Origin of the sequence: Rothia sp. HMSC068E02 (genome assembly GCF_001813565.1) — a bacterium.
Classification (GTDB): Bacteria; Actinomycetota; Actinomycetes; order Actinomycetales; family Micrococcaceae; genus Rothia.
Window position 1 is genome coordinate 101,275 of record NZ_KV812882.1, and the last position, 19,966, is coordinate 121,240.

General features: G+C 59.7%; 17 protein-coding genes and 1 tRNA gene. 12 read left to right on the forward strand and 6 right to left on the reverse strand.

What is annotated here, in order from left to right:
• Nucleotides 1-43 precede the first annotated feature (43 nt).
• The gene (locus HMPREF2919_RS02125) at nucleotides 44-883 is read right to left on the reverse strand and encodes an ABC transporter substrate-binding protein (RefSeq protein WP_070666023.1); all 840 of its coding nucleotides are present in this window, start codon (nucleotides 881-883) and stop codon (nucleotides 44-46) included.
• Nucleotides 884-1,159: 276 nt separating this feature from the next.
• On the opposite strand from HMPREF2919_RS02125, the gene HMPREF2919_RS02130 reads away from it, so the two are divergent.
• The 4 genes from HMPREF2919_RS02130 to HMPREF2919_RS09005 all read left to right on the forward strand — a co-directional run bounded on the left by HMPREF2919_RS02130 (nucleotide 1,160) and on the right by HMPREF2919_RS09005 (nucleotide 5,123).
• Complete coding sequence (locus HMPREF2919_RS02130) at nucleotides 1,160-1,891, forward strand: demethylmenaquinone methyltransferase (RefSeq protein WP_049349165.1); 732 nt, start codon at nucleotides 1,160-1,162, stop codon at nucleotides 1,889-1,891.
• A gap of 54 nt (nucleotides 1,892-1,945) precedes the next feature.
• A complete protein-coding gene (locus HMPREF2919_RS02135) occupies nucleotides 1,946-3,007 on the forward strand; it encodes a polyprenyl synthetase family protein (RefSeq protein WP_070666026.1) in 1,062 nt (353 codons plus the stop codon).
• A 380-nt stretch (nucleotides 3,008-3,387) separates the two neighbouring features.
• Nucleotides 3,388-4,971: a sodium-dependent transporter gene (locus tag HMPREF2919_RS02140; protein WP_070666029.1), complete on the forward strand. Its 1,584-nt coding sequence runs from the start codon at nucleotides 3,388-3,390 to the stop codon at nucleotides 4,969-4,971.
• 8 nt (nucleotides 4,972-4,979) lie between these two features.
• A complete protein-coding gene (locus HMPREF2919_RS09005) occupies nucleotides 4,980-5,123 on the forward strand; it encodes a methionine/alanine import family NSS transporter small subunit (protein WP_005508316.1) in 144 nt (47 codons plus the stop codon).
• An 81-nt stretch (nucleotides 5,124-5,204) separates the two neighbouring features.
• Here the strand turns inward: HMPREF2919_RS09005 and rarD are convergent, their stop codons facing one another.
• On the reverse strand, nucleotides 5,205-6,236 hold the full coding sequence (rarD, locus tag HMPREF2919_RS02145; protein ID WP_049347088.1) for an EamA family transporter RarD: 1,032 nt from the start codon (nucleotides 6,234-6,236) through the stop codon (nucleotides 5,205-5,207).
• Between the two features lie 188 nt (nucleotides 6,237-6,424).
• On the reverse strand, nucleotides 6,425-7,762 hold the full coding sequence (locus tag HMPREF2919_RS02150) for a DUF6882 domain-containing protein (protein WP_070666032.1): 1,338 nt from the start codon (nucleotides 7,760-7,762) through the stop codon (nucleotides 6,425-6,427).
• A 280-nt stretch (nucleotides 7,763-8,042) separates the two neighbouring features.
• Here HMPREF2919_RS02150 and HMPREF2919_RS02155 point away from each other — a divergent pair, with 280 nt between their 5' ends.
• Complete coding sequence (locus tag HMPREF2919_RS02155) at nucleotides 8,043-9,377, forward strand: SseB family protein (RefSeq protein WP_070593753.1); 1,335 nt, start codon at nucleotides 8,043-8,045, stop codon at nucleotides 9,375-9,377.
• Between the two features lie 112 nt (nucleotides 9,378-9,489).
• Here HMPREF2919_RS02155 and HMPREF2919_RS02160 read toward each other — a convergent pair whose 3' ends face one another.
• Complete coding sequence (locus tag HMPREF2919_RS02160) at nucleotides 9,490-10,080, reverse strand: Fur family transcriptional regulator (protein ID WP_005504803.1); 591 nt, start codon at nucleotides 10,078-10,080, stop codon at nucleotides 9,490-9,492.
• Nucleotides 10,081-10,274: 194 nt separating this feature from the next.
• On the opposite strand from HMPREF2919_RS02160, the gene HMPREF2919_RS02165 reads away from it, so the two are divergent.
• Both HMPREF2919_RS02165 and htpX read left to right on the forward strand, forming a co-directional pair.
• Complete coding sequence (locus tag HMPREF2919_RS02165) at nucleotides 10,275-10,538, forward strand: hypothetical protein (RefSeq protein WP_005504804.1); 264 nt, start codon at nucleotides 10,275-10,277, stop codon at nucleotides 10,536-10,538.
• A 139-nt stretch (nucleotides 10,539-10,677) separates the two neighbouring features.
• Entirely contained in the window at nucleotides 10,678-11,562 is an 885-nt protein-coding gene (gene htpX, locus HMPREF2919_RS02170) for a zinc metalloprotease HtpX (RefSeq protein ID WP_049341063.1), read from the forward strand.
• A gap of 201 nt (nucleotides 11,563-11,763) precedes the next feature.
• Here the strand turns inward: htpX and HMPREF2919_RS02175 are convergent, their stop codons facing one another.
• Nucleotides 11,764-12,255 (reverse strand): YajQ family cyclic di-GMP-binding protein, encoded by a 492-nt coding sequence (locus HMPREF2919_RS02175; protein WP_049341065.1) that lies wholly within the window; start codon nucleotides 12,253-12,255, stop codon nucleotides 11,764-11,766.
• Between the two features lie 141 nt (nucleotides 12,256-12,396).
• On the opposite strand from HMPREF2919_RS02175, the gene HMPREF2919_RS02180 reads away from it, so the two are divergent.
• The 3 genes from HMPREF2919_RS02180 (at nucleotide 12,397) to HMPREF2919_RS02190 (ending at nucleotide 13,892) form a co-directional block, all read left to right on the forward strand.
• Nucleotides 12,397-12,783, forward strand: a complete 387-nt coding sequence (locus HMPREF2919_RS02180) for a hypothetical protein (RefSeq protein WP_049341066.1) — start codon at nucleotides 12,397-12,399, stop codon at nucleotides 12,781-12,783.
• Between the two features lie 237 nt (nucleotides 12,784-13,020).
• Nucleotides 13,021-13,102: transfer RNA gene (locus tag HMPREF2919_RS02185), tRNA-Tyr, on the forward strand.
• A gap of 412 nt (nucleotides 13,103-13,514) precedes the next feature.
• A complete protein-coding gene (locus tag HMPREF2919_RS02190) occupies nucleotides 13,515-13,892 on the forward strand; it encodes a thioredoxin family protein (protein ID WP_005504813.1) in 378 nt (125 codons plus the stop codon).
• A 96-nt stretch (nucleotides 13,893-13,988) separates the two neighbouring features.
• Here the strand turns inward: HMPREF2919_RS02190 and HMPREF2919_RS02195 are convergent, their stop codons facing one another.
• Nucleotides 13,989-15,152, reverse strand: a complete 1,164-nt coding sequence (locus tag HMPREF2919_RS02195) for a DNA-3-methyladenine glycosylase family protein (protein WP_246824038.1) — start codon at nucleotides 15,150-15,152, stop codon at nucleotides 13,989-13,991.
• Nucleotides 15,153-15,490: 338 nt separating this feature from the next.
• Here HMPREF2919_RS02195 and HMPREF2919_RS02200 point away from each other — a divergent pair, with 338 nt between their 5' ends.
• Both HMPREF2919_RS02200 and HMPREF2919_RS02205 read left to right on the forward strand, forming a co-directional pair.
• On the forward strand, nucleotides 15,491-17,353 hold the full coding sequence (locus HMPREF2919_RS02200) for a DUF2079 domain-containing protein (protein ID WP_070593747.1): 1,863 nt from the start codon (nucleotides 15,491-15,493) through the stop codon (nucleotides 17,351-17,353).
• Between the two features lie 658 nt (nucleotides 17,354-18,011).
• A partial coding sequence (locus HMPREF2919_RS02205; RefSeq protein ID WP_070593745.1) for a DEAD/DEAH box helicase occupies nucleotides 18,012-19,966 on the forward strand: 1,955 nt, incomplete at its 3' end.

The window sequence follows — 19,966 nt, forward strand, 5'->3', positions numbered from 1 at the left end:
GGGGGGGGGGGGGGGGGGGGAGAGAGGCTAACCGGCTAGATGCTTAGGAAGCGGAGGAAGAGGCGCTCGCGGAGGTGGAGGAAGTGGCACCAACCCACTTGGCCTTCATCTTGTCGAGCTCGCCGTTTTCCTTGAGCTTGGTAATGGTGGAGTTTGCCTTGGCCAACAGTGCCTTGTTGTTGGAGGAAACTGCTGCGGCAATCTGCTCGGTGTTTTCGGAATCCTGGTAGGCAATCTTGAAGGAGTTTGGGTCGTTGGTCAGCGCCTCGGAAACCACGGAGAGGTTCGCTGCGACTGCCTTGACCTGACCGGTCTTCAGAGCGGAGAACATGAGGGAGGTGTCTTCGTACTGGATGACCTCTGCACCGTTTTCCTTGGCGTAGGTTTCACCGCTGGTTGCCTGCTGTGCACCAACGCTCACGCCCTTCAGATCTGCGGCGGAGGTGATGGAGGAACCCTTGGGAACCAGGATTGCCAGGTTGTCGTCGAAGTAGACGGTGGTGAATTCCATCTTGCTCTTACGTTCATCGGTCACGCCGATGCCCGCCAGGGCGATATCGCACTGACCGGTAGCAAGGCCGGTACCGGAGTCCAGGCCCTCGAAGCTGATGGAGGTCAGCTGAGCCTTCACACCCAGGTCGGAGGCGATAGCGTTGGCGATGTCTGCATCCAGGCCGACAATGGTGCCGTTTTCTTCGTATTCGAAGGGCTTGTAGGGGGTGTTGGTGCAGACGCTGAGGGTGCCGGACTTGACGAGGCTGACCTCGCCGTTAGGGTCGGTGTTCTCGTTGGCGGTGGAGACACAGCCGGTCAGTGCCAGGGGCAGCACCGCCAGCAGTGCGAGGGGCTTGAGGGATGCCTTCTTGAGGATTGCGGTGTTCATTGGGATGCTCCTGTGTGGGGTGTGCGTTCACTCGTGGAGTGGCGCGTTCTATGAAATCTATGGTCTATTGTGCGCCCCAATGTTAAAAAATGCAAGCATATACATAAATATTCATAAATTTTTGCTGAATATGCATAAATCAACCCTTAAAGAGTGAATAAAACCCCGTCTGAACGACTCAAAAACCTTCACGGCACGCCCCTTAGCACGCCACATGATGCAACTACGGTTCACCCAACTATCGAATCCCCTAACCTCCATGCCACAATTGAGAGCGTGAACGCAGAGAAGAACACCCGCGCAACCCGCGCAACCCTAGACAAGAAAACCAGCGATATCGCCGCCATGTTCGATACCGTAGCCGAACGCTACGACCTCATGAACGGCATCCTTTCCCTCGGCCAGCACATCTACTGGCGCAAGCAGGCAGTCGCAGCCGTAGACGCGCACCCCGGCCAGAAAGTGCTGGACGTAGCCGCAGGCACCGGAGTCTCCTCCGAACCCTTCGCCGACGCCGGCGTGGACGTCATCGCAGCAGACCTCTCCGAAGGCATGCTGGATGTGGGTCGCCGCCGCCGCCCCGACATGACCTTCGTGCAGGCAGACGTCACCGCCCTACCCTTCGATGACGAAACCTTCGACGCAGTGACCATGTCCTACGGCCTGCGCAACGTCGCAAACTACCCCAAAGCGCTGAGCGAAATCTACCGCGTGCTCAAGCCCGGCGGACGCATCGTCATCCTCGAGTTCTCCACCCCGACCTTCGCCCCCTTCGGCGCGGTCTACAAGAACTACATCATGAAGGCGATTCCGCCGATTGCCCGCGCAATCTCCTCCAACCCCGAATCCTACGAATACCTCGCCGAGTCCATCATCGCCTGGCCCAACCAGCAGGAACTGGCGCAGAAGTTCAAGGAGGCGGGCTTCACCTCCGTGCAGTACCGCAACCTCACCGGCGGCATCGTCGCCATTCACCGCGGTTTCAAGCCTGAAGCACACAACGCATAGACACCGCGTTCACACACCACCGAAGACACCAACACCAAGAAGATAGAAGACACCGTGAGCAACGCAGAGCAGCCCATTGCCGCAACCGACCTGCTGGGAGACCTCGACCTGAAGCTTCCTGCAGGCTTCGAACTCATCGCCGCAGACCCCAAGCTGGGTCCGCAGATTCTTTCCTCCCTCGCGCGTATTGAGGAGCGCCTGGCAGAAGCCATCGCACAGACCGATCACCTGGCGGATGTTGCATCCCGCCACCTGCTCTCCGCGGGCGGCAAGCGCGTGCGCCCCCTGCTGGCGTTGCTCTGCGCAGCCGTAGACGGCGAAATCAACGACGAGGTCATCGAAGCCGCCGTGGTCGTTGAACTGACCCACCTGGCAACCCTCTACCACGACGACGTGATGGACGACGCCCCCAAGCGCCGCGGCGTGGACAGCGCCCAGATGATTTGGGGCAACTCCGTCGCGATTCTCACCGGCGACCTGATCTTCTCCCGCGCATCCCTGCTGGTGTCCGAGCTGGGCACCCGCCCCATGAAGATTCAGTCCCAGACCTTTGAGCGTCTGGTGCTCGGTCAGCTCTTTGAGACCACCGGCCCCCGTGAGGGTCAGGATCTGCTGGACCACTACATCGCGGTCATTGAGGGTAAGACCGGTTCCCTGATTGCCGCAGCTGGCGAGTACGGCTCCCTGCTTTCGGGCGCTTCCGAAGATGTTATCTCCATGGTCAAGGCGTACGGTGAGCTGGTGGGCGTGGCGTTCCAGCTGGCTGACGACGTGATTGACATTGTGAGCGACGGTAAGACCAGCGGTAAGACCCGCGGCACCGACCTGCGCGAGGGCGTGCCGACCCTGCCGACCATCCTGCTGGACCGTGCGGTAGCTGCCGGCGACGAATCTGCTATCAAGGTTCGTGCACTGCTGGATGCCGACCTCAGCTCCGACGAGGCTCTGGAGACCGCTGTGGAGGCGCTCGCCGCCCACCCGGTCACCCAGGAAGCATGGCAGATTGCTTACGACTGGGCGGACCGCGCGATTGCCGCGATTGCTCCGTTGCCCGAGTCTACCGCGAAGGCTGCGCTGGAGTCCTTCGCTCACGCTGTGGTTCACCGCGAGGGCTAAAATGCCTCACCACGTAACGTGTGCTCTGGCGTAAGCGCTGATGCGTCTCATACTTCAAAACCCCCGCTGAATCTGACTGGATTCAGCGGGGGTTTTCTGCATTATGGCTAGTCAGTACCGGTTTTCAGGGTAGGCATGAGCGGGCGCCCTGTCCTGCATAGTTCCGTATGCTGGGGTCTCCTTGACCGCTATATGCCTTTAAGGTAATCCTTATAGGCATGCCTGAGGCGCACATCCACCCTTCAGACGTTTGACGGCTCCCACGCCCAACCCGTGTTGGAGAGCCGTTTACTATTTCTGGACGCGAGCTGAGCCCACCACTCCGACGGGTTATTCTCGCACCAACCATCCGCGTCCCCACACATTCGAGGTTTACAACTATGGGAGCATCTACCCCTAAGGCGCCCACGAAGCGCGAAGGCTTCTCTAGCCGTCGCGTCTTTATCTTTGCCGCCATCGGTTCTGCTGTTGGTCTGGGCAATATTTGGCGTTTCCCCTACATCGCATTTGATAACGGCGGCGGCGCCTTCATGATTCCCTATATTGTCGCCCTGCTGACCGCCGGTCTGACCTTCCTGTTCTTTGACTACGCGATCGGTCACCGCGCGCGTGCGTCGTCCCCGCTGGCTTTCCGCCGTCTGAACCGTAAGACCGAGTTCATTGGCTGGTGGCACATGGGTATCAACTTTGTCATCGCTATCTACTACGCCGCTATTGTGGCGTGGGCTCTGCGTTACATGGTTTTCTCCTTCACCAATGAGTGGGGCGATAACCCGAAGGCGTTCTTCCAGGGCGAGTTCTTGAAGGTCGCAAAGGATCCCGGCGTCTCCTTGGACTTCAACATGAACATCCTGATTCCCATGGTTCTGGTGTGGGGCGTTCTGCTTGCTGTGATGGCTCTGGGTGTTCAGAAGGGCGTGGGCGCAGCCAACATTATCTTCATCCCGCTGCTGCTGGTCATGTTCGTTGGTTTGGTGATTTACTCGCTGACCCTGCCTGGTGCTGTGGACGGCTTGAACGCTTTGTTCACCCCCAGCTGGGACTCCCTGGCTAACCCCGATGTGTGGGTTGCTGCTTACGGTCAGATTTTCTTCTCGCTGTCCATTGGCTTCGGCATTATGGTCACCTATTCTTCCTATCTGAAGCCTAAGACTGACCTGACCGGTTCCGGTGCTGTGGTTGGTTTCGCGAACTCCGGTTTCGAGCTTCTTGCTGGTATTGGTGTGTTCGCGGCTCTGGGCTTCATGGCTCAGGCTGCTGGCACCCAGGTGAGCGAGGTTGCGACCAGCGGTATTGGTCTGGCGTTCATCGCGTTCCCGACCATTATTTCTCAGGCGCCCGGCGGCGTGCTGATTGGTATCCTCTTCTTCGGCTCCCTGCTCTTTGCTGGTTTCACCTCCCTGATCTCGATTCTTGAGGTGATTATCGCTGGTATTCAGGATAAGTTCGCGACGTCCCGTCTGGCGTCTACCATTCTGGTGATTGTTCCGATGGCTCTGATTTCGCTACTGCTGATGCCGACCACCACCGGCCTGTACGTACTGGATATTCTCGATAACTTCGTGAACCTCTTCGGTATTCTGGCTGCCGGCCTGTGCGCCATTATCGTGGTTGCATACGTGGTGCGTGCTCTGCCCGCTCTGGCTGAGCACCTGAACCGCTACTCCTCCATCAAGGTCGGCAAGATCTGGATGGGTCTGCTGGCTGTCGTGACTCCGCTGGTTCTGGGTTACTCTCTGATTCAGAGCGTTATCAAACTGATTGCGACCCCGTATGAGGGTTACCCCGCGGATCTGCTGGCGATTTTCGGTTGGGGTATGAGCGCACTGCTTCTGGTTGGCGCAATTGTTATTTCTCTTCTGCCCTGGTCGAAGAAGTCTCGTGCGGCTGAAGAGCCGCCGGCACCTCCGGTGATTTCCGGTCAGGTGGAGCACGGTCACGTTGATTCGACTATTACCCGTTAGGAGCCCTCATGTCTATCTCCGCAATTGTGATGCTCATTGTGGCAATCCTGATCATTTGGGGTGGCCTGGGTTTGGCTCTGCTGAACCTGCACCGTCATCCGGATCTGGATGCTCTCGATGCTGCTGCTGAAGCTCAGGGGTCTGAGCTTTAGCGTGTGAACGCGACATAAAGTGATGCCCCGCAGGCTAACGTCTGCGGGGCATCACTTTGTTGTATGCGGGTTGGGGGAGAGCTACTTGCTCTTAGGCTGAGATTCTTCCTCTAGGGCAATCTGAAGATCTTCACTCTGAACGTTGATGCTCTGCACGTCTTCAGCTTGTACCAGCGGGATCATACCGGTTTCCGGGTCGGACAGCGCGGAGGCGCGGTAGGAGCGGGAGGCGCGCAACGCATCCACGGTGAAAATGATGAGTGCAATCCAGATGAGGCTCAGACCCAGCACCTTGTCGGGGCTCATCTGCTCGTGCAGAACGGTGATAGCCAGAATGAACTGGATGGTCGGGCCCAGGTACTGCACCATGCCAATGACTGACAGCGGTAGCGCCTTGGTAGCCGCTGCAAAGAGCATGAGGGGCACAACGGTGACCATGCCGGTGGAGGCGAGGAGCCAGAAATGTCCGGGACCCTCACTGAAGAGAGTCATCTGCCCCTGCGCGTTCAGCACAAGCAACGCTGCTATGCCCAGAGGTGCCAGGATAAAGGTTTCCAGGGATAGAGAGACGATGGGGCTCACGTCGTGGGCTACGCGTGCCTTGAGCAGGCCGTAGATGCCGAAGGAGAATGCCAGGCCCAGACCCGTCCAGGGCACCTGACCGTAGATGAGGCTCATCATCAGCACCGCGATACATGAAATTGCGACGGATACCCACTGCGCGGCGCGCAGGCGCTCCTGCAGGAAAATCACGCCCAGCACCACGGAGACCAGCGGGTTAATGAAATATCCCAGGGACGCATCAATCGTGTGACCGCTGGTTGTTGCCATCACGTAGATAAGCCAGTTCGCGCAGATGAGGAACGATGCCGCCGTCAGTACCAGCATGATGCGGCGGTCCTTGAGGGCGCGGCGGAAGTCCGCGGTTGCCCGCACAATCGGTAGTAGCAGGGCGCAGAAAATGAGGGAGAAGACCACTCGCGCCACCACAATCTCAATCGGTCCTGCTGGCGCCATCAGCACAAAATACAGGGGGAGCAGACCCCAAATGATGTAGGTGCCGATGATGGTGATAAACCCGTTGCGGGTGGTGTGCTTCTGCGTTTCTGACATGGTTTCGTCTGACCTGATTCTTCGGTTACGTTCTTCTAAGCTATTCATCGGGATGCGCCAGCTGGGTACCCACACAGGTTTCGATGCGCGCACACTACTGTACCCGATACGGGGTGCAGCATACGCTAGGGACGCCTCAGGCGCGGTACCACGAGGATACCGCGCCTGAGGAATGCTGCGTATTCGGTTTAGAGGCCGAAGAAGCGGGAGAAGAAGCCCTTCTTCTTGGGCTGCTCTGCCTCGCGGCGTGCAGTTTCTTCCTGCTCGCGGCGGGCTGCCTCTTCGTGCTCTGCCTGCAGGTCGGGAGCTGCACCAGCGTTGCGGATGGGCTCCACGTGCTGCTCCTCGTACTCTGCTGCCTCCTGCTCAACCTCGATGGGCTGCTCAGCAACAGGCTCAGCCGCGACCGGCTCCTCAACGTACTCGACGGAAGCCTCAACGGTCTCGTGCTCGGGCTGCTCGGCACCGATGGACTCGTCGGTGTAGACGCGAGCCTGCTCGGTCTCTTCTGCCTCGTACTCGCCGGGCAGGGTCTCCACGGTGACCAGGCCGGGCTCTGCGTACTCTGCCGGCTCCTGATCGAAGGGAGCCTCGTCGGCGGGGTAGAGATCCTCGGTGCTCTCGACGCCGGGTACCTCGGTCTCTGCGACCGGTGCGTGCTCGGCGATCTCGACGGCGCGCTCAGCCTCAGCCTCTGCACGTGCGGCGGCGCGTTCTGCTGCCTCCTGCTCGCGCTGTGCGTTCTGAGCGGCTGCCTCTGCGGCTGCCACTCGCTCAATCTCGGCACGCAGTGCGGCGAGGGATTCGCGACGCTGTGCGGCCGCGGCTGCGCACTGCTCCAGAATCTCGGGGCCAACCTGAGGCTCAGCCTGCTCGATGCCGCTGATGCGGCCCTCGTCGAACCACAGGCGCAGGGCACCGTCGGTTGCGGTCAGCACGGCGGTTGCCTCGGTGTCCCAGGCAATGTGGAAGCCGCGCTGCTGAGCGTAGGAGTCCACCGCCAGAACCTGGTTGTGTACCTCTTCGCTCTGCAGGGTCTTAGCAATGACGCGGCCAATACCCTTGTAGGTCGGGGCCTCGAGGGTCAGCTCGGCACCCTCCAGCAGGGTCCATGCGCGCACGCCAGCGCCCGCGGGCAGCGGGTAGTGTGCGTACAGGCCGCTGATGGTCTTGGTTGCCAGGGTCAGGCGGCGTGCCAGAGACTCGGAGAGGGGCAGCTCGTCGGTGGTCAGCTCAACCAGACCGTCACGCTCACCGGTTTCACGCGCCTGAATAGCGGCAGAAACAACGGAGTCGGGGAAGTAGCCCAGCTGCTGCCAAGACCAAATCCAAGTACCGCGGTTCTCGGATTCGGTGCCCAGCAGATGCGGCTTGAGCGAGAGCGGGGGAGTGGTCTCAAAGTCCAGAGACTGGGAGGTGAAATCCACGTTCCACTCGGAGGTACCCACGAGCTCGGCGAGTCGAGCCTGGTACTCGGTGGAGATAAAGATCGATGCGTCGATAAGGTCCTGCAGAGAATTCGTCATGCTTCAAGATTATCAACCTTTTAGCGTTCACTATGCCGTGTATCCCCGGTTTTAGTGTGTGCTTTAGGCGTATTGGGCTCTAAGGCGCCTGTTTGAGCCGTATCCAAGAGCTCTGAGGGAGAGGTAGAGCATATATCTTTCGGCGTAAACTATCTGCGTTGAGTGCCTGTGTTCGTTAGAATCGAAGGGACGGCTTCTTCCGGCACCCTGTAAGCCGACACTACGACCGAACACGGATGCCTCCAGCCGCGCCGTATTCACACTCAAGGATGTATGAACTATGACTGAACCCCGCCTTGCCGAGACGAGTAGCCGCGCCGCGCGCATCCAGGATGCGCTGAACAACATTGGAAGCTGGCTGCTGGATGTCGTTAGTGTTGACTCCGGCTGGAGCGAAATGGTGCTGGACGTCAAGCCTCTGGCAGGTCAGATTTTCGTGCGTGTGCGTGAATTCCGCGACGGCGAAGAGTTCATTGGCACCATCGGCCCGCTCAAGGACGGCTCGCCCATTATTGCTGAGGTCCGTAAGCTACAGCGCGCCGCCTACGACGGTAACCGCGGCACCTGGTTTACCGCCTCCATCGTGGTTGCGGCTACCGGCTGGCCCAACCCGCAGTTCAGCGTGGGTGCCTCCTACAACCGTGACGACGAGCCCGCTAGCTGGAAGAATGAGGGCACCCTGACCGCAACCGACGTGCGTGAGCACCTGGCTGAGTTCCCTCGCGATGCGTCGCGTATCCCGCAGTGGGCTCGTGAGCGTATGGAGGGTCGTGCCCGCCACTCCGCCGCCGCGGCACTGTCTTCGAGCGAGCATGAGATTCCGAACCCCTACTTGGTTGCTGCTCTGGAGACCTTCCGCAACGACGTGCAGGAGCGAACCCTCATTAACGTGGTCCGCACGATGCTCGGTGGTGACGTTCTGCTCGATGCGACCGGTTCCCTGCTGATTCCGTCTGAGACCGACCCGATGGGCCCCGAGTCGGTGCTGACCCACCAGGTTATTCGCATGCCCGAGACCGGTATGCAGGCGTTGTGCGTGTTCTCCTCCTCCGAGCACATTGGTAAGAGCTACGTGCGTCAGGAGTCCGAGGGCGACGAGTTGATTCTGCGTGAACCGGCGATGAAGGTCTTTATCGATTTCCTCGGCAACGAGGCGCTGGACCTGATTGTGGTTGACCCCGGCACCGACCACGAGTGCTACATTGAGCGCGCTCAGGTGCAGTGGATTGTCACTTCGCCCCGTAACGACGGCGCGAAGATGGCGCTGACCCAGGACAACATGCAGATGCTACTCGGCTCGCTGGTGTCCCCGGCGTCCGTGCTGCTGGTGGGTGTTGACCCGGCTGACCCGTCCGGTACCTCTTTCGTCTTTGACCCGGATGAGAACGGTAACCCGCAGAGCCTGCTGGTGTTCACTTCGCCCATTGAGATTGCGGCACTGGATCCGCATATTGAGGTGCGTTCGGCGAACGCCCTGGATATTCTGCGTTACGCCCTGGAGATTGGCGCCCCGAGCGTGAAGGTGAACGCGATTAACCCCTCCACGGTGTTGACCGCGGCGCAGATCCGCGAGCTGCTGGAGATTGTGGGCTCTCAGCCCCGCATGGGTGCCTAAGCCCTTGCATCGAATATCTTAACCGTTGAGGCGGCGACACGAGTTGTGTCGCCGCCTCAACGGTTTAAAACGCTCATGACCGAGCCTGCCCGAGACTCCCGGGGCTATAGGGTTATGCCGCCAGGATGCGCGTTGCCGCTTCCTGCTGGGTGCGGGCGAGTGCCGCCTCCTGCTCGGTCTGGCAGTCTACACATACGCCCTGGTAGAGCACGTCTGCGCTGAAGAGTGCCATGCCGTGAAAATCGCTGGGGGTCAGGCAGGGTGCGGAGCCGACCGCGCAGTCCACGTCTTCGACCTTGCCGCAGCGTACGCAGAAGGCGTGGTGGTGGTTGTCGCCCGTGCGGGTTTCGTAGAGGGCGGGGGTTCCCGGCGGCTCAAACTTACGCAGCAGGTCGATGTCGGTCAGGTCGGCAAGAATCACGTAGACCGACTGAACCGTAATGGCGGGGATGCGCTCGCGGACTGCCTGCACGATGGTGTCGGCGGTGGAGTGCGGGTGTTCCTGCACTGCGTGGAGTACGGCGAGGCGCTGCTTGGTGACGCGGCGGCCCCTGGCGCGCAGTCCGGTGGTCCATGCTTCTTCGAGCTGTTCGGGGCTCATTGCGGAGAGCAGGGGTAGGCCGGTGGTGTGGGCGCAACCGGTGTTGTGATGGTCTGGGCTTTGAGCCTTCTTCGTGTCGGAGGTTGTCTTTGCGTCGGTCATAGGTTTAAGTCTACACGTTATTATGAGAAATTCATCATTATTTTATGAAAAATTCATAATAAGCCGGTGGAGCGTCCCTTTCATCCACTCTGTGGCGCCCCTCCTCGCCCCGGCCTCGGGTGTGAAGAGATGCCGTACAATCAAAGAACCTAGAGTAACCCGTACCGGCGATCACCATCAAGGAGGATAGGGTCATGGTGTACGACTTCACAAACCCCATCTACATTCTGCTGATGATTCTGCTCTTCGGTGTGCCCATCGTGACCCCGGTGATTTACGGCCAGTACCGCAGTACTACCACTGGTTTTGATCTGGAGGGTCAGCTGATGCTCGGTCTGCTCTTCATCCTTTTTCTGGGCGCGTACGGCACGATTCTGCTGCTGGGTATTTTCCCCACTGCTACGGCGCAGGTGCTGGAGCAGGTGCCCCTGGTGAATATTCCGGGCGCTATTCCCTAATCCCTTTTGAGCTTTCGGCGCATGGGTGACGCTCTGGGTGAATCCGCGTGCCATAAGGTGCGCCCGCGGGTGCTTGCACGTATTCTATAGAGTCAAGTACACGCTGTACGCACTGACCTAATTGTTCAGGAGGATACCCATGCACAGCCATAACAACGGACTGAAAACTGCCCTGTTGATGGGCTCCATGGTGGGCATGATGTTGCTCATCGGTGGCCTGCTTTCGGCGACTTTCCGCACCTCCATTTTCATCTGGGTTATGGGCCTGTTTAGCTTGGGTTCGGTCGTGTACACCTACTGGAACTCCGATAAGCTCGCCCTACGTTCCATGAATGCTTACCCGGTCAGCCGTGAAGAGGTTCCGGTACTTTACGACATAGTGGAGGAGCTGTCCTCCCGCGCGGGTCAGCCCATGCCCGCCCTCTACGTGGCACCGACTATGACCCCGAACGCGTTTGCGACCGGCCGTAACCCGCAGAATGCGGCGGTGTGTTGCACTGAGGGTATTTTGCAGTTGCTGGATGAGCGCGAGATGCGCGGCGTGCTCGGCCACGAGCTGATGCACGTGTACAACCGCGATATCCTCACCTCTTCGGTGGCGGCGGGTATCGCCTCCATCATCGGTACGATTGCGCAGATTCTTTCGTTTGGCGCGATGTTCGGTGGATCCAACCGCGATGGTGAACGTTCCAACCCCCTCGCCATGTTCGTGGTTGCTATGCTGGCTCCCATTGCTACTCAGGTCATCCAGATGGCTATTAGCCGCACCCGTGAATTTGATGCCGACGAGGACGGCGCACGTCTGACCGGCGACCCGCTGGCTCTGGCTTCGGCACTGCACAAGCTGGAGAGCGGCGTGTCCATGTACCCGATGGACCCGAACAACCGTAGCACTGAGGCGGCGAGCGCCATGATGATTGCGAATCCCTTCGGTTCGCTGAAGAGCATGCTCTCTACTCACCCGCCGATGGATCAGCGTATTGCGCGTCTGCAGCAGCAGGCTCGTGAGATGGGTCAGTACTAAGTCTTTTTGTCGCCCTCATCTCTGGGCGTGAATATGACCCGGGGTGACGATTGTGACCCGCGATGACGGGTTGGCAGACAAAAAATCCTCGGGGTGGCTACTGTGGAAGTAGCCACCCCGAGGATTTTTACGTTTCGGCTTCTAGTCCTCTATCCTCACCCATCGCTGGGCGGGGATAGAGGGTGAGAGCCTCGCCTGAGCTTAGCGGTAGTTGACGAACTGCAGGTCAATCTCAAGATCAGCGGACTTGAGCATTGCAATGACTTCCTGCAGGTCATCGCGGGACTTGGAGGAGACGCGCAGCTCGTCGCCCTGGATGTTCGCCTTTACGCCCTTGGGGCCCTCTTCGCGGATCATCTTGGAGATCTTCTTTGCCTGATCCTGCGCGATGCCTTCCTTGATGGAGCATTCGATGCGGATTTCCTTGCCGGATGCGTAGGGCTTGCCGGAGTCCAGGGACTTCAGGGAGATGCCGCGCTTGACCAGCTTGGACTGGAAAACGTCCAGCACTGCCAGTGCGCGCTCTTCGGCGTTTGCCTTGATGAGGATCTTGTCGCCGGAGTAGTCGATTTCTGCGCCAACGCCACGGAAGTCGTAACGCTGGGAGATTTCCTTCTGCGCCTGGTGCAGTGCGTTAGAAACTTCCTGCTTGTCCACCTTGGACACAATGTCGAATGAGGATTCGCTAGCCATGGGTTTTCCTTTCGTGAATGAGGTGCTACTGGCACCGGTTAGTACTAGCCTACCGGGTTGGGGCTCTTGTTCACAGCTAACTAACAGAAATACGGGCCTGTTTTACAGGCGTTACCAACCTAAAAAGAGGACAATAGAGATATGACCATTCATAACCTGTCTGCAACGGACGCACACACGAGCGAGGAAGCTCACGACCTGCAAACCCTGCTCTTCATTGACTTGCATACCTCTCTGGGCGCTGAGCCCGAAGATATTCCTGAGGCTGAGCGCCTCAGCGAGTCTGACCACCACGATATTCACCTTGACCTGCACGAGGAAGATGCTGAGCCTTCTCTCTTTGACGGTATCGGTATCACCCTGACGGAACCTTCGCTGGTGGCACGTTTCCGTGGCGTTCGCCGTGACCTGGAGCGTGAGATTGCCGGTGACATGTGCACCGTGGAGCAGGCGCGCCGCTATCTGGAGCACCTGGAGATTGTGCTTCTGCTTGAGCAGGATGGCGATACTCCTTCCCGCTCCTTCTAAAACTGCTGTAGGCGGTGGCTTTATTCGCGGCTTTATTCATAAGGTGAGAGCGTGGGCGCTGCGATAGATATGGGCGCGCGGTGAGCGTGCGCTGACGCTCTTGTGTGACGAAAAGACGATAAATACAACCAGACATATAACCTTCGTCACAAAACCCTATGTGAAGTGTACAAGTCCCTAAAACTGCTGTAGAGTAGTCTCTGTTCGCTTGAGCGAGCAACTAGCACCTAGCTAGGCGGCAGGTTACCCGAGCGGCCAAAGGGGGCTGACTGTAAATCAGCTGGCACTGCCTACGGGGGTTCGAATCCCTCACCTGCCACAAATAGCCCGGTTACGAAAGTAACCGGGCTTTTGTGTATCTAAAACCAGTTTTATAGCGGATTCCGCAGCCGCTTTCCAACCCAGCTGCTTTCCACCGCGGTAATCTTCCACCACAGTGGTCTTCCACAGCAACGGTCTTTCATGGTTGCGCCCGTATTTTCTGGGTGCCCGCATTGGGTGCTTTCCTCAGGATGCTGTAGGGGACGACCACGGGGCTTCGCCCGCCGGGTCGGGCGCCTCCATCATTCGGCTACAGGGACATTCGCCAGAGTATTCGCGACACGCCCGTAAACCGGCTGAAACAGCCGCAAAAAGTATTTACTATGACCGCAATTTGTCATATCTTTCACATGTTTGAATCCCAGAGCGAACAATTAGCGATTGGGGTCTTGAGGGTGTAGCTTTATCTCATGGCTACTATTGAAATTACTCAGCAGAACCTGACTGCTACCGTCGAGAGCAATGACATCGTCTTCCTGGACTTCTGGGCAGATTGGTGCGGTCCCTGCAAGCAGTTCTCCCCCGTCTACGAGGCGGCTTCGGAGAAGCACAGCGACATCGTTTTCGGCAAGGTTGACACCGAGGACCAGGGCCAGCTCGCTCAGGCAGCAGGCATCACCTCCATCCCCACCATCATGGGCTTCCGTGGCGGTATCCTGGTTTACCAGCAGGCTGGCGCACTGCGCGAAGACCAGCTGGAGACCGTGATCGGTTCGATTCGCGAGCTCGACATGGACAAGGTCCGTGCAGAAATCGCAGCAGCAGAAGGCTCTGCAGAGAAGAAGTAAGCTCACCACCACAAAAGAGCTTGAACGGGGCGCACCCGCCGGCACAACCGGCAGGGGCGCCCCGTCCCCTTTTAACCTCGTGAGGGTGCGGGAGCGTTAGCGACCGCGGTGATCCTCAATGCTCATGCGTGCCCCGTAGCGCTGCTTCGAAAAGCCTGAAGCGTGCATGAGCCGCACCAGGCGCTGCCGATGCGGGCTGTAGGGCGCCAGCAGGGCGAGCATACCCGCATCATCGGTGCGCTGACCGGTGAATAACTCACCGACCGCGTGCGCCAGATGGTAGTCACCCACGCTGATGGCATCCGGGTGCCCGCACACGCGCTGTAGAGCCTCGGAAATACTCCACGGGCCCACGCCGCGCACACTGTGTAGGCTCCGTGCCAGTAGCGCGACGTCGCCTTCTGCCGCAATGTTTTTTAGAGACTCTGCGGAACGAGCGTAAGCGTACACGGCATCGTAGCGGCTTTTATCAACGCCAGCCCGATGCCAATCCCAGGTAGGAATCGTCGCCAGGGTCCGGGCGTTTGGGTAGACGCGCATCCCCTCCGGCTGATGCCCCAGCCCGGTCGAAGGGGCGGGGGAGCCGTACTTTCGCAGAACCCAGCCTAAGGTCCTGAACGCTTCGGTCTGGGTGATGCGCTGCTCCACAATGGCGTTGAGCATCTGCCGGTCCAGCTGCCCCGAAGCGCTGAGGCGGAGCCCCGGATTCTGCCGCCACGCCTGCTGAACACGCGGCGGAAGAGACTCAAAAGAAGACAGAGCACCGAACTGTTCGGCGGGGTCGTGCAACCCCAGCCAGTACGTCATTTCCTGCGCTAGCGCCTGAAGGTCGGCTCGCGCCTGCATCTGCTGATCAGCGGCACTATAAGAAACCCAGATACGAATACGCACCGGGCGCATCAGCAGGCGATGCAGGGAGGGGAGAGTCTCGGGAAGCTTAGCTGGCTGCGCCAATCGTTCGGCGTACAGCACCGCCGGGAACTCATGAAACGGCGTGCGAGCCGTCAACCAGATTCTCTCGGCACCATCCGCGCGGCTCAGCGCACGATACGAAAGATCCTGAGCACCGCGGCGCAACGACCCCAACGTCTGCGACAACTGCACCGGAACATGCGGCTCAATCACAACCTCGCACACCTCAGGAGCCAGGACACCCGGAAGGGGCGAAGCGGCGGAGGAGAGAGTACGAACCTGAACGCGCGGCTGGTGAAGAACGGTAGGCTCCTGAAGAACATCCGCAAGCGCTGGCGCATAGGGCACACCAGCTGCCGCTAAAGGATGCCGGATGCGCCGAGCACCCGCTACCGGGTGGCTGTCAAGGGCCGCACAGTTAGGGGTGACACCGCCGGGGGTTGAGGAAGGAAACGTACTCACCACACCAGTCTATGCGCCCAAACCGGGCAACAACATCCGGGGCAGATATTTGAGGGACAAGATACAAAAAGCGCAGGAAGGGCAGGCACAGCGCTAATGCGATACCCTAAAGGGTAGAGTGAGAACGAACGCAAACTCCGCCACCGGCAACGACAAAGGCGACGCGTTCCACCCGTTCTGTGGGCGCCTGTAGCCCGGACACACACCCCGAGAGAAGGACGCCTATGGCAGCGGAAGCACACGAAGCATCCTCGAATACTGACGCACCTGAACAGAAGAACAGCACCGACACCAGCGCGGGCCGTACTCAGCGCGCCAAGAAACAGCCGCGTCAGTCCCTCACCGAGCGCGTCAAAAGCATCCGCCCCCTCGAACTACTACCCGGCCTGCTGCTTGCCGCCGCCGTCATGGCGTTGTACACCTACTACTCGCTGCAACAGATGAAGCACTGGATTACGCCCTCCTGGGACCTGGCGATTTTCACCCAGATGGCTCAGGCGTACTCGCACTTCTCCGTGCCCATCGTGCCCATTAAGGGGCCCGACTTTAACCTCTGGGGTGACCACTTCCACCCGATTCTGGTGCTCCTGGGACCCGTCTACGCGCTGTTCCCCTCGCCGACCACGCTACTGGTCGTGCAGAACGCCCTGGTCGCCTTCGCAAGCTTTGCCATTGTGCGCTTCACTCAGCGTGCCTTCGCGCTCGCCCAGAAGACTGAGGACGCACAGAAAACTGAGGACGCGCAGAAGAACGAACCTGCGCAGACTGCTCAGTCCGCAAAACTTCAGAGTGTCATCCCGACCATCACCGGTCTGCTGCTCGGCGCCGGATTCGCCCTCAGCTTCGGAGTTCAGCAGGCTATCGCCGCCCAATTCCACGAAGTAGCCTTCGCCGTGCCGCTGCTTGCCATGAGCCTCGGTTACCTGGTGCTCGCCTCGCGAGTGAGTGGCACCGAACGTGCCCGCTACCTCGCCTACGCTTGCTGGTGGTCCCTGCCCATTGCCTTCGTCAAAGAAGATATGGGTATCACCGTCGCAGCCATCGGCCTCATTATCTTTATTCGCACCGGCTGGCTGAGCACCGCCGTAGACATTCTGATGCCGCGCCTCTCCGCGGGCACCCCCGCCCCCATGCGAATCCGCGTGCATCAGCTCTACTCCTCCTGGGCGCGCACCCCCGCCGTCGCCGAATCCACCATGGTCATGATTTGGGGCGTATTCTGGTCCGCCGTCGCCATCTACGTGATTCTGCCCTACTTCAATAGCGGCGGAAACTTCGACTATGCCGACAAGGTGAACTTATCTGCGGCTCTGGGCGACCCCTTCGGCTCGGCACTGCAGATGCTCAGCAACAACACCAAGCTGGCAACCCTCGGCCTGCTGCTCATTACCGGAGCAGTCCTCTGGGTGATTTCTCCGCTCGCGGCAATTGCCCTGCCGACCCTTGCCTGGCGTCTACTCTCCACCATGGAATCCTACTGGGCAAGCACCTGGCACTACTCGCTCGTGCTCATGCCCGTCGTCTTCTTCGCCCTGCTCGACGCTGTCATGCGGATACGCTACGGAGTGGTTCCCGCTGCGATTCCGGCGCGTTTGGGCGCGCGCGCAGCCGATAGCGCCTCCGCGCAGGAACCTCAGACCAATACCGAGCCCGGCCGCCTGACCGCCACGGCGCGCCGCATGCCCGTGTGGGTTCTGCCTGCCGTGGCGCTCTTCCTAGCCGCGTCCCCGATTTTCGTGCCCGGATCCCAGCAGCCCCTCGCGTCCCTGGGTAATGCGCAGTTCACCGCCTCCGCGCTGACTACGACTGACCAGATGAAGCGGGACGCCGTCCAGAAGGTACCTGAAGGGGTATCGGTCGCATCTGACCTGTCGATTCTGACCCAGCTGATTCCCGGTCGTACCGTCTACTGGATTGGACACACCGGTAAGCCAGCGCCCGACTACGTGGTCATCGACCGCATGAGCAACTCCTGGGGCGGCAACCCGCCGACCAACGCCGCACAGTATGCGGCTGACCGCTACGGCAGCTCCTACGCTAAGTATGCGACTGTCGGCACGATTGATATTGTGCGTCGCGTGGATTAATCCCAGGACTGCATAGGCATGATGCGTGCCTGAAAAGCGCCCGCCCTCCGGCTGTGAGGGTGGGCGCTCGCCGTTAAGAGATGAGGTTTTAAGCACCTTTTGGGGTTAAATGGACGCCGCTAAGGTAGACTAGGTAGAATACGGGAACCCCCGATGAAGGTCTTGTGCGCACCCGGCACCCAAGGTGGTGCTGGAATTGTAGGTGCGCCGTACTCACCATCACCGATTGATACGCCCCATAAATTTGCGGTTTACACCGTACACGAGGGCTTCTCTTAACGATCTCTGGTCCAGCGTCTTTGCTGCGTCTGCTGTAACAGACACACCACCGCCGTGTAAGCGGGAAGGCGAACCACCAGGAATACGTGACATTGCATGTGAGCATTACCCACCCTGTACACCCTGATTCACAGGAACTACTGTGCGTTGAGCGTAGAGTACGAACAAGCGTGCGGATAATGTGCCGAGAAATTCAAGACCACCCCCAGCAAAAGCCGCTACCCGCAGCATCCGCAGAACACCTCTGCAGAATGCGCCGGTAACGGAGGACCCCTGGACGTTCTACTCCCCAGGGGATGATGTGTGGCTGGGCCGTGAAGGGGACACCCGGTAAGCGCCGAAAAGCGTGCGCTTCCACCCCTACCGTATAGAGGAAAAATTGACTGAGAATACTGCTACCCCGGCCGAACTGAACGCCGAGGCAGAGACCGTTGTGACCACTGAGAACATCACCGAGAACACCGTTGAGAGCCCTGCTGTAGAAGCAGAAGAAACCACCGCAGAAGCTACTGTAGAAACCCCCGCAGAAGAAACCGCCGACAAGGCTGAAGAAGAAGGCGTACGCTTCACCGACCTGGGCCTGGACGCTCGCGTCCTGGCAGCTCTGGAAGAGGTAGGCTACGAGAAGCCGTCCCCCATCCAGGAACAGACCATCCCGCTGCTGCTCGAAGGCCACGATGTGGTCGGTCTGGCACAGACCGGTACCGGTAAGACTGCAGCATTCGCGCTGCCGGCACTGTCCCGCATGGCTGAACTTGCTGACGTCAACGGCATCTCCCGCGACACCCAGGTTCTGGTCCTGGCACCCACCCGCGAGCTGGCTCTGCAGGTTGCAGAAGCCTTCTCCTCCTACGCAACCCACATGGAGGACTTCACCGTCCTGCCCATCTACGGTGGCTCCCCCTACGGCCCGCAGCTGGCTGGTCTGCGCCGCGGTGCGCAGGTCGTCGTCGGTACCCCCGGCCGCGTGATTGACCACCTGGAAAAGGGCTCCCTGGACCTGTCCAACCTGCAGTACCTGGTGCTGGATGAAGCAGACGAAATGCTGCGCATGGGCTTCGCCGAAGACGTGGAAAAGATCCTCGAAGGCACCCCCGACACCAAGCAGGTCGCGCTCTTCTCCGCAACCATGCCCAACTCGATCCGCAAGATCGCTCAGCAGTACCTGAACGACCCCCGCGAGGTTCGCGTCAAGGCTAAGACCACCACCAGCGCAAACATTACTCAGCGCTACATGCAGGTCATGCACTCCCACAAGCTGGACGCAATGACCCGCGTGCTCGAGGTCGAAAACTATGACGGCATCATTGTCTTCGTGCGCACCAAGAAGGAAACCGAGGAAGTCGCCGACAAGCTGAAGGCACGCGGTTTCGCGGCAGCAGCGATTAACGGTGACATCCCCCAGCAGCTGCGTGAGCGCACCGTTGACGCCCTGCGTGACGGTCGCATCGACATCCTCGTGGCAACCGACGTGGCGGCACGCGGCCTGGACGTTGAGCGCATCTCCCTGGTTGTTAACTACGACATCCCCCACGACACCGAGTCCTACGTGCACCGCATCGGTCGTACCGGCCGTGCAGGTCGCGAAGGTGCCGCAATCCTCTTCGTCACCCCGCGTGAGAAGTACATGCTGCGTCAAATCGAGAAGGCAACCCGCCAGAAGGTCGAGCCGATGCACATGCCCACCGCAGAGGCAGTGAACGAGACCCGTAAGCAGCGCTTCGCACAGCAGATTACCGAGACCATCGAGTCTGAGGACCTGAGCTTCTTCCGCCAGATTATCGAGGACTACGAGAACGAGCACGACACCACCGCTGAGGACATTGCGGCTGCACTGGCTGTTATCGCCCAGCAGGGTCGCCCGTTCTTCCTGGATGAGGAAGAGGACATCGCGCGCAACTCCCGCCCCTTCTCCGACGACGATTCGGACCGCGGCGGCCGCAAGGCTAAGCGCGCGCACAACGACGAGGGCATGGTCAACTACAAGCTGAACGTTGGCCGTTCCTCCCGTGTGACTGCAGGCGCTATCGTGGGTGCGCTGGCTAACGAGGGTGGCATTAAGGGCTCCCAGATTGGCTCCATCGACATTCGCCAGCACTTCACCATTGTTGGCCTGCCCGAGGACCTGCCCCGCGACTTCTTCGATCGCCTGCGCGACACCAAGATCGCTGGCGAGTTCATCAACATCCGCAAGGACAACGGTCCCAAGGGTGGCGGCGGTGGCCGCAGCTTCGGTGGTGGCCGTCGTGAGGGCGGTTTCCGCGACTTCGATCGCCGCGAGGGTGGTCGTCGTGAAGGTAGCTACCGCGGTAACCGTGACGGTGGCCGTGACTT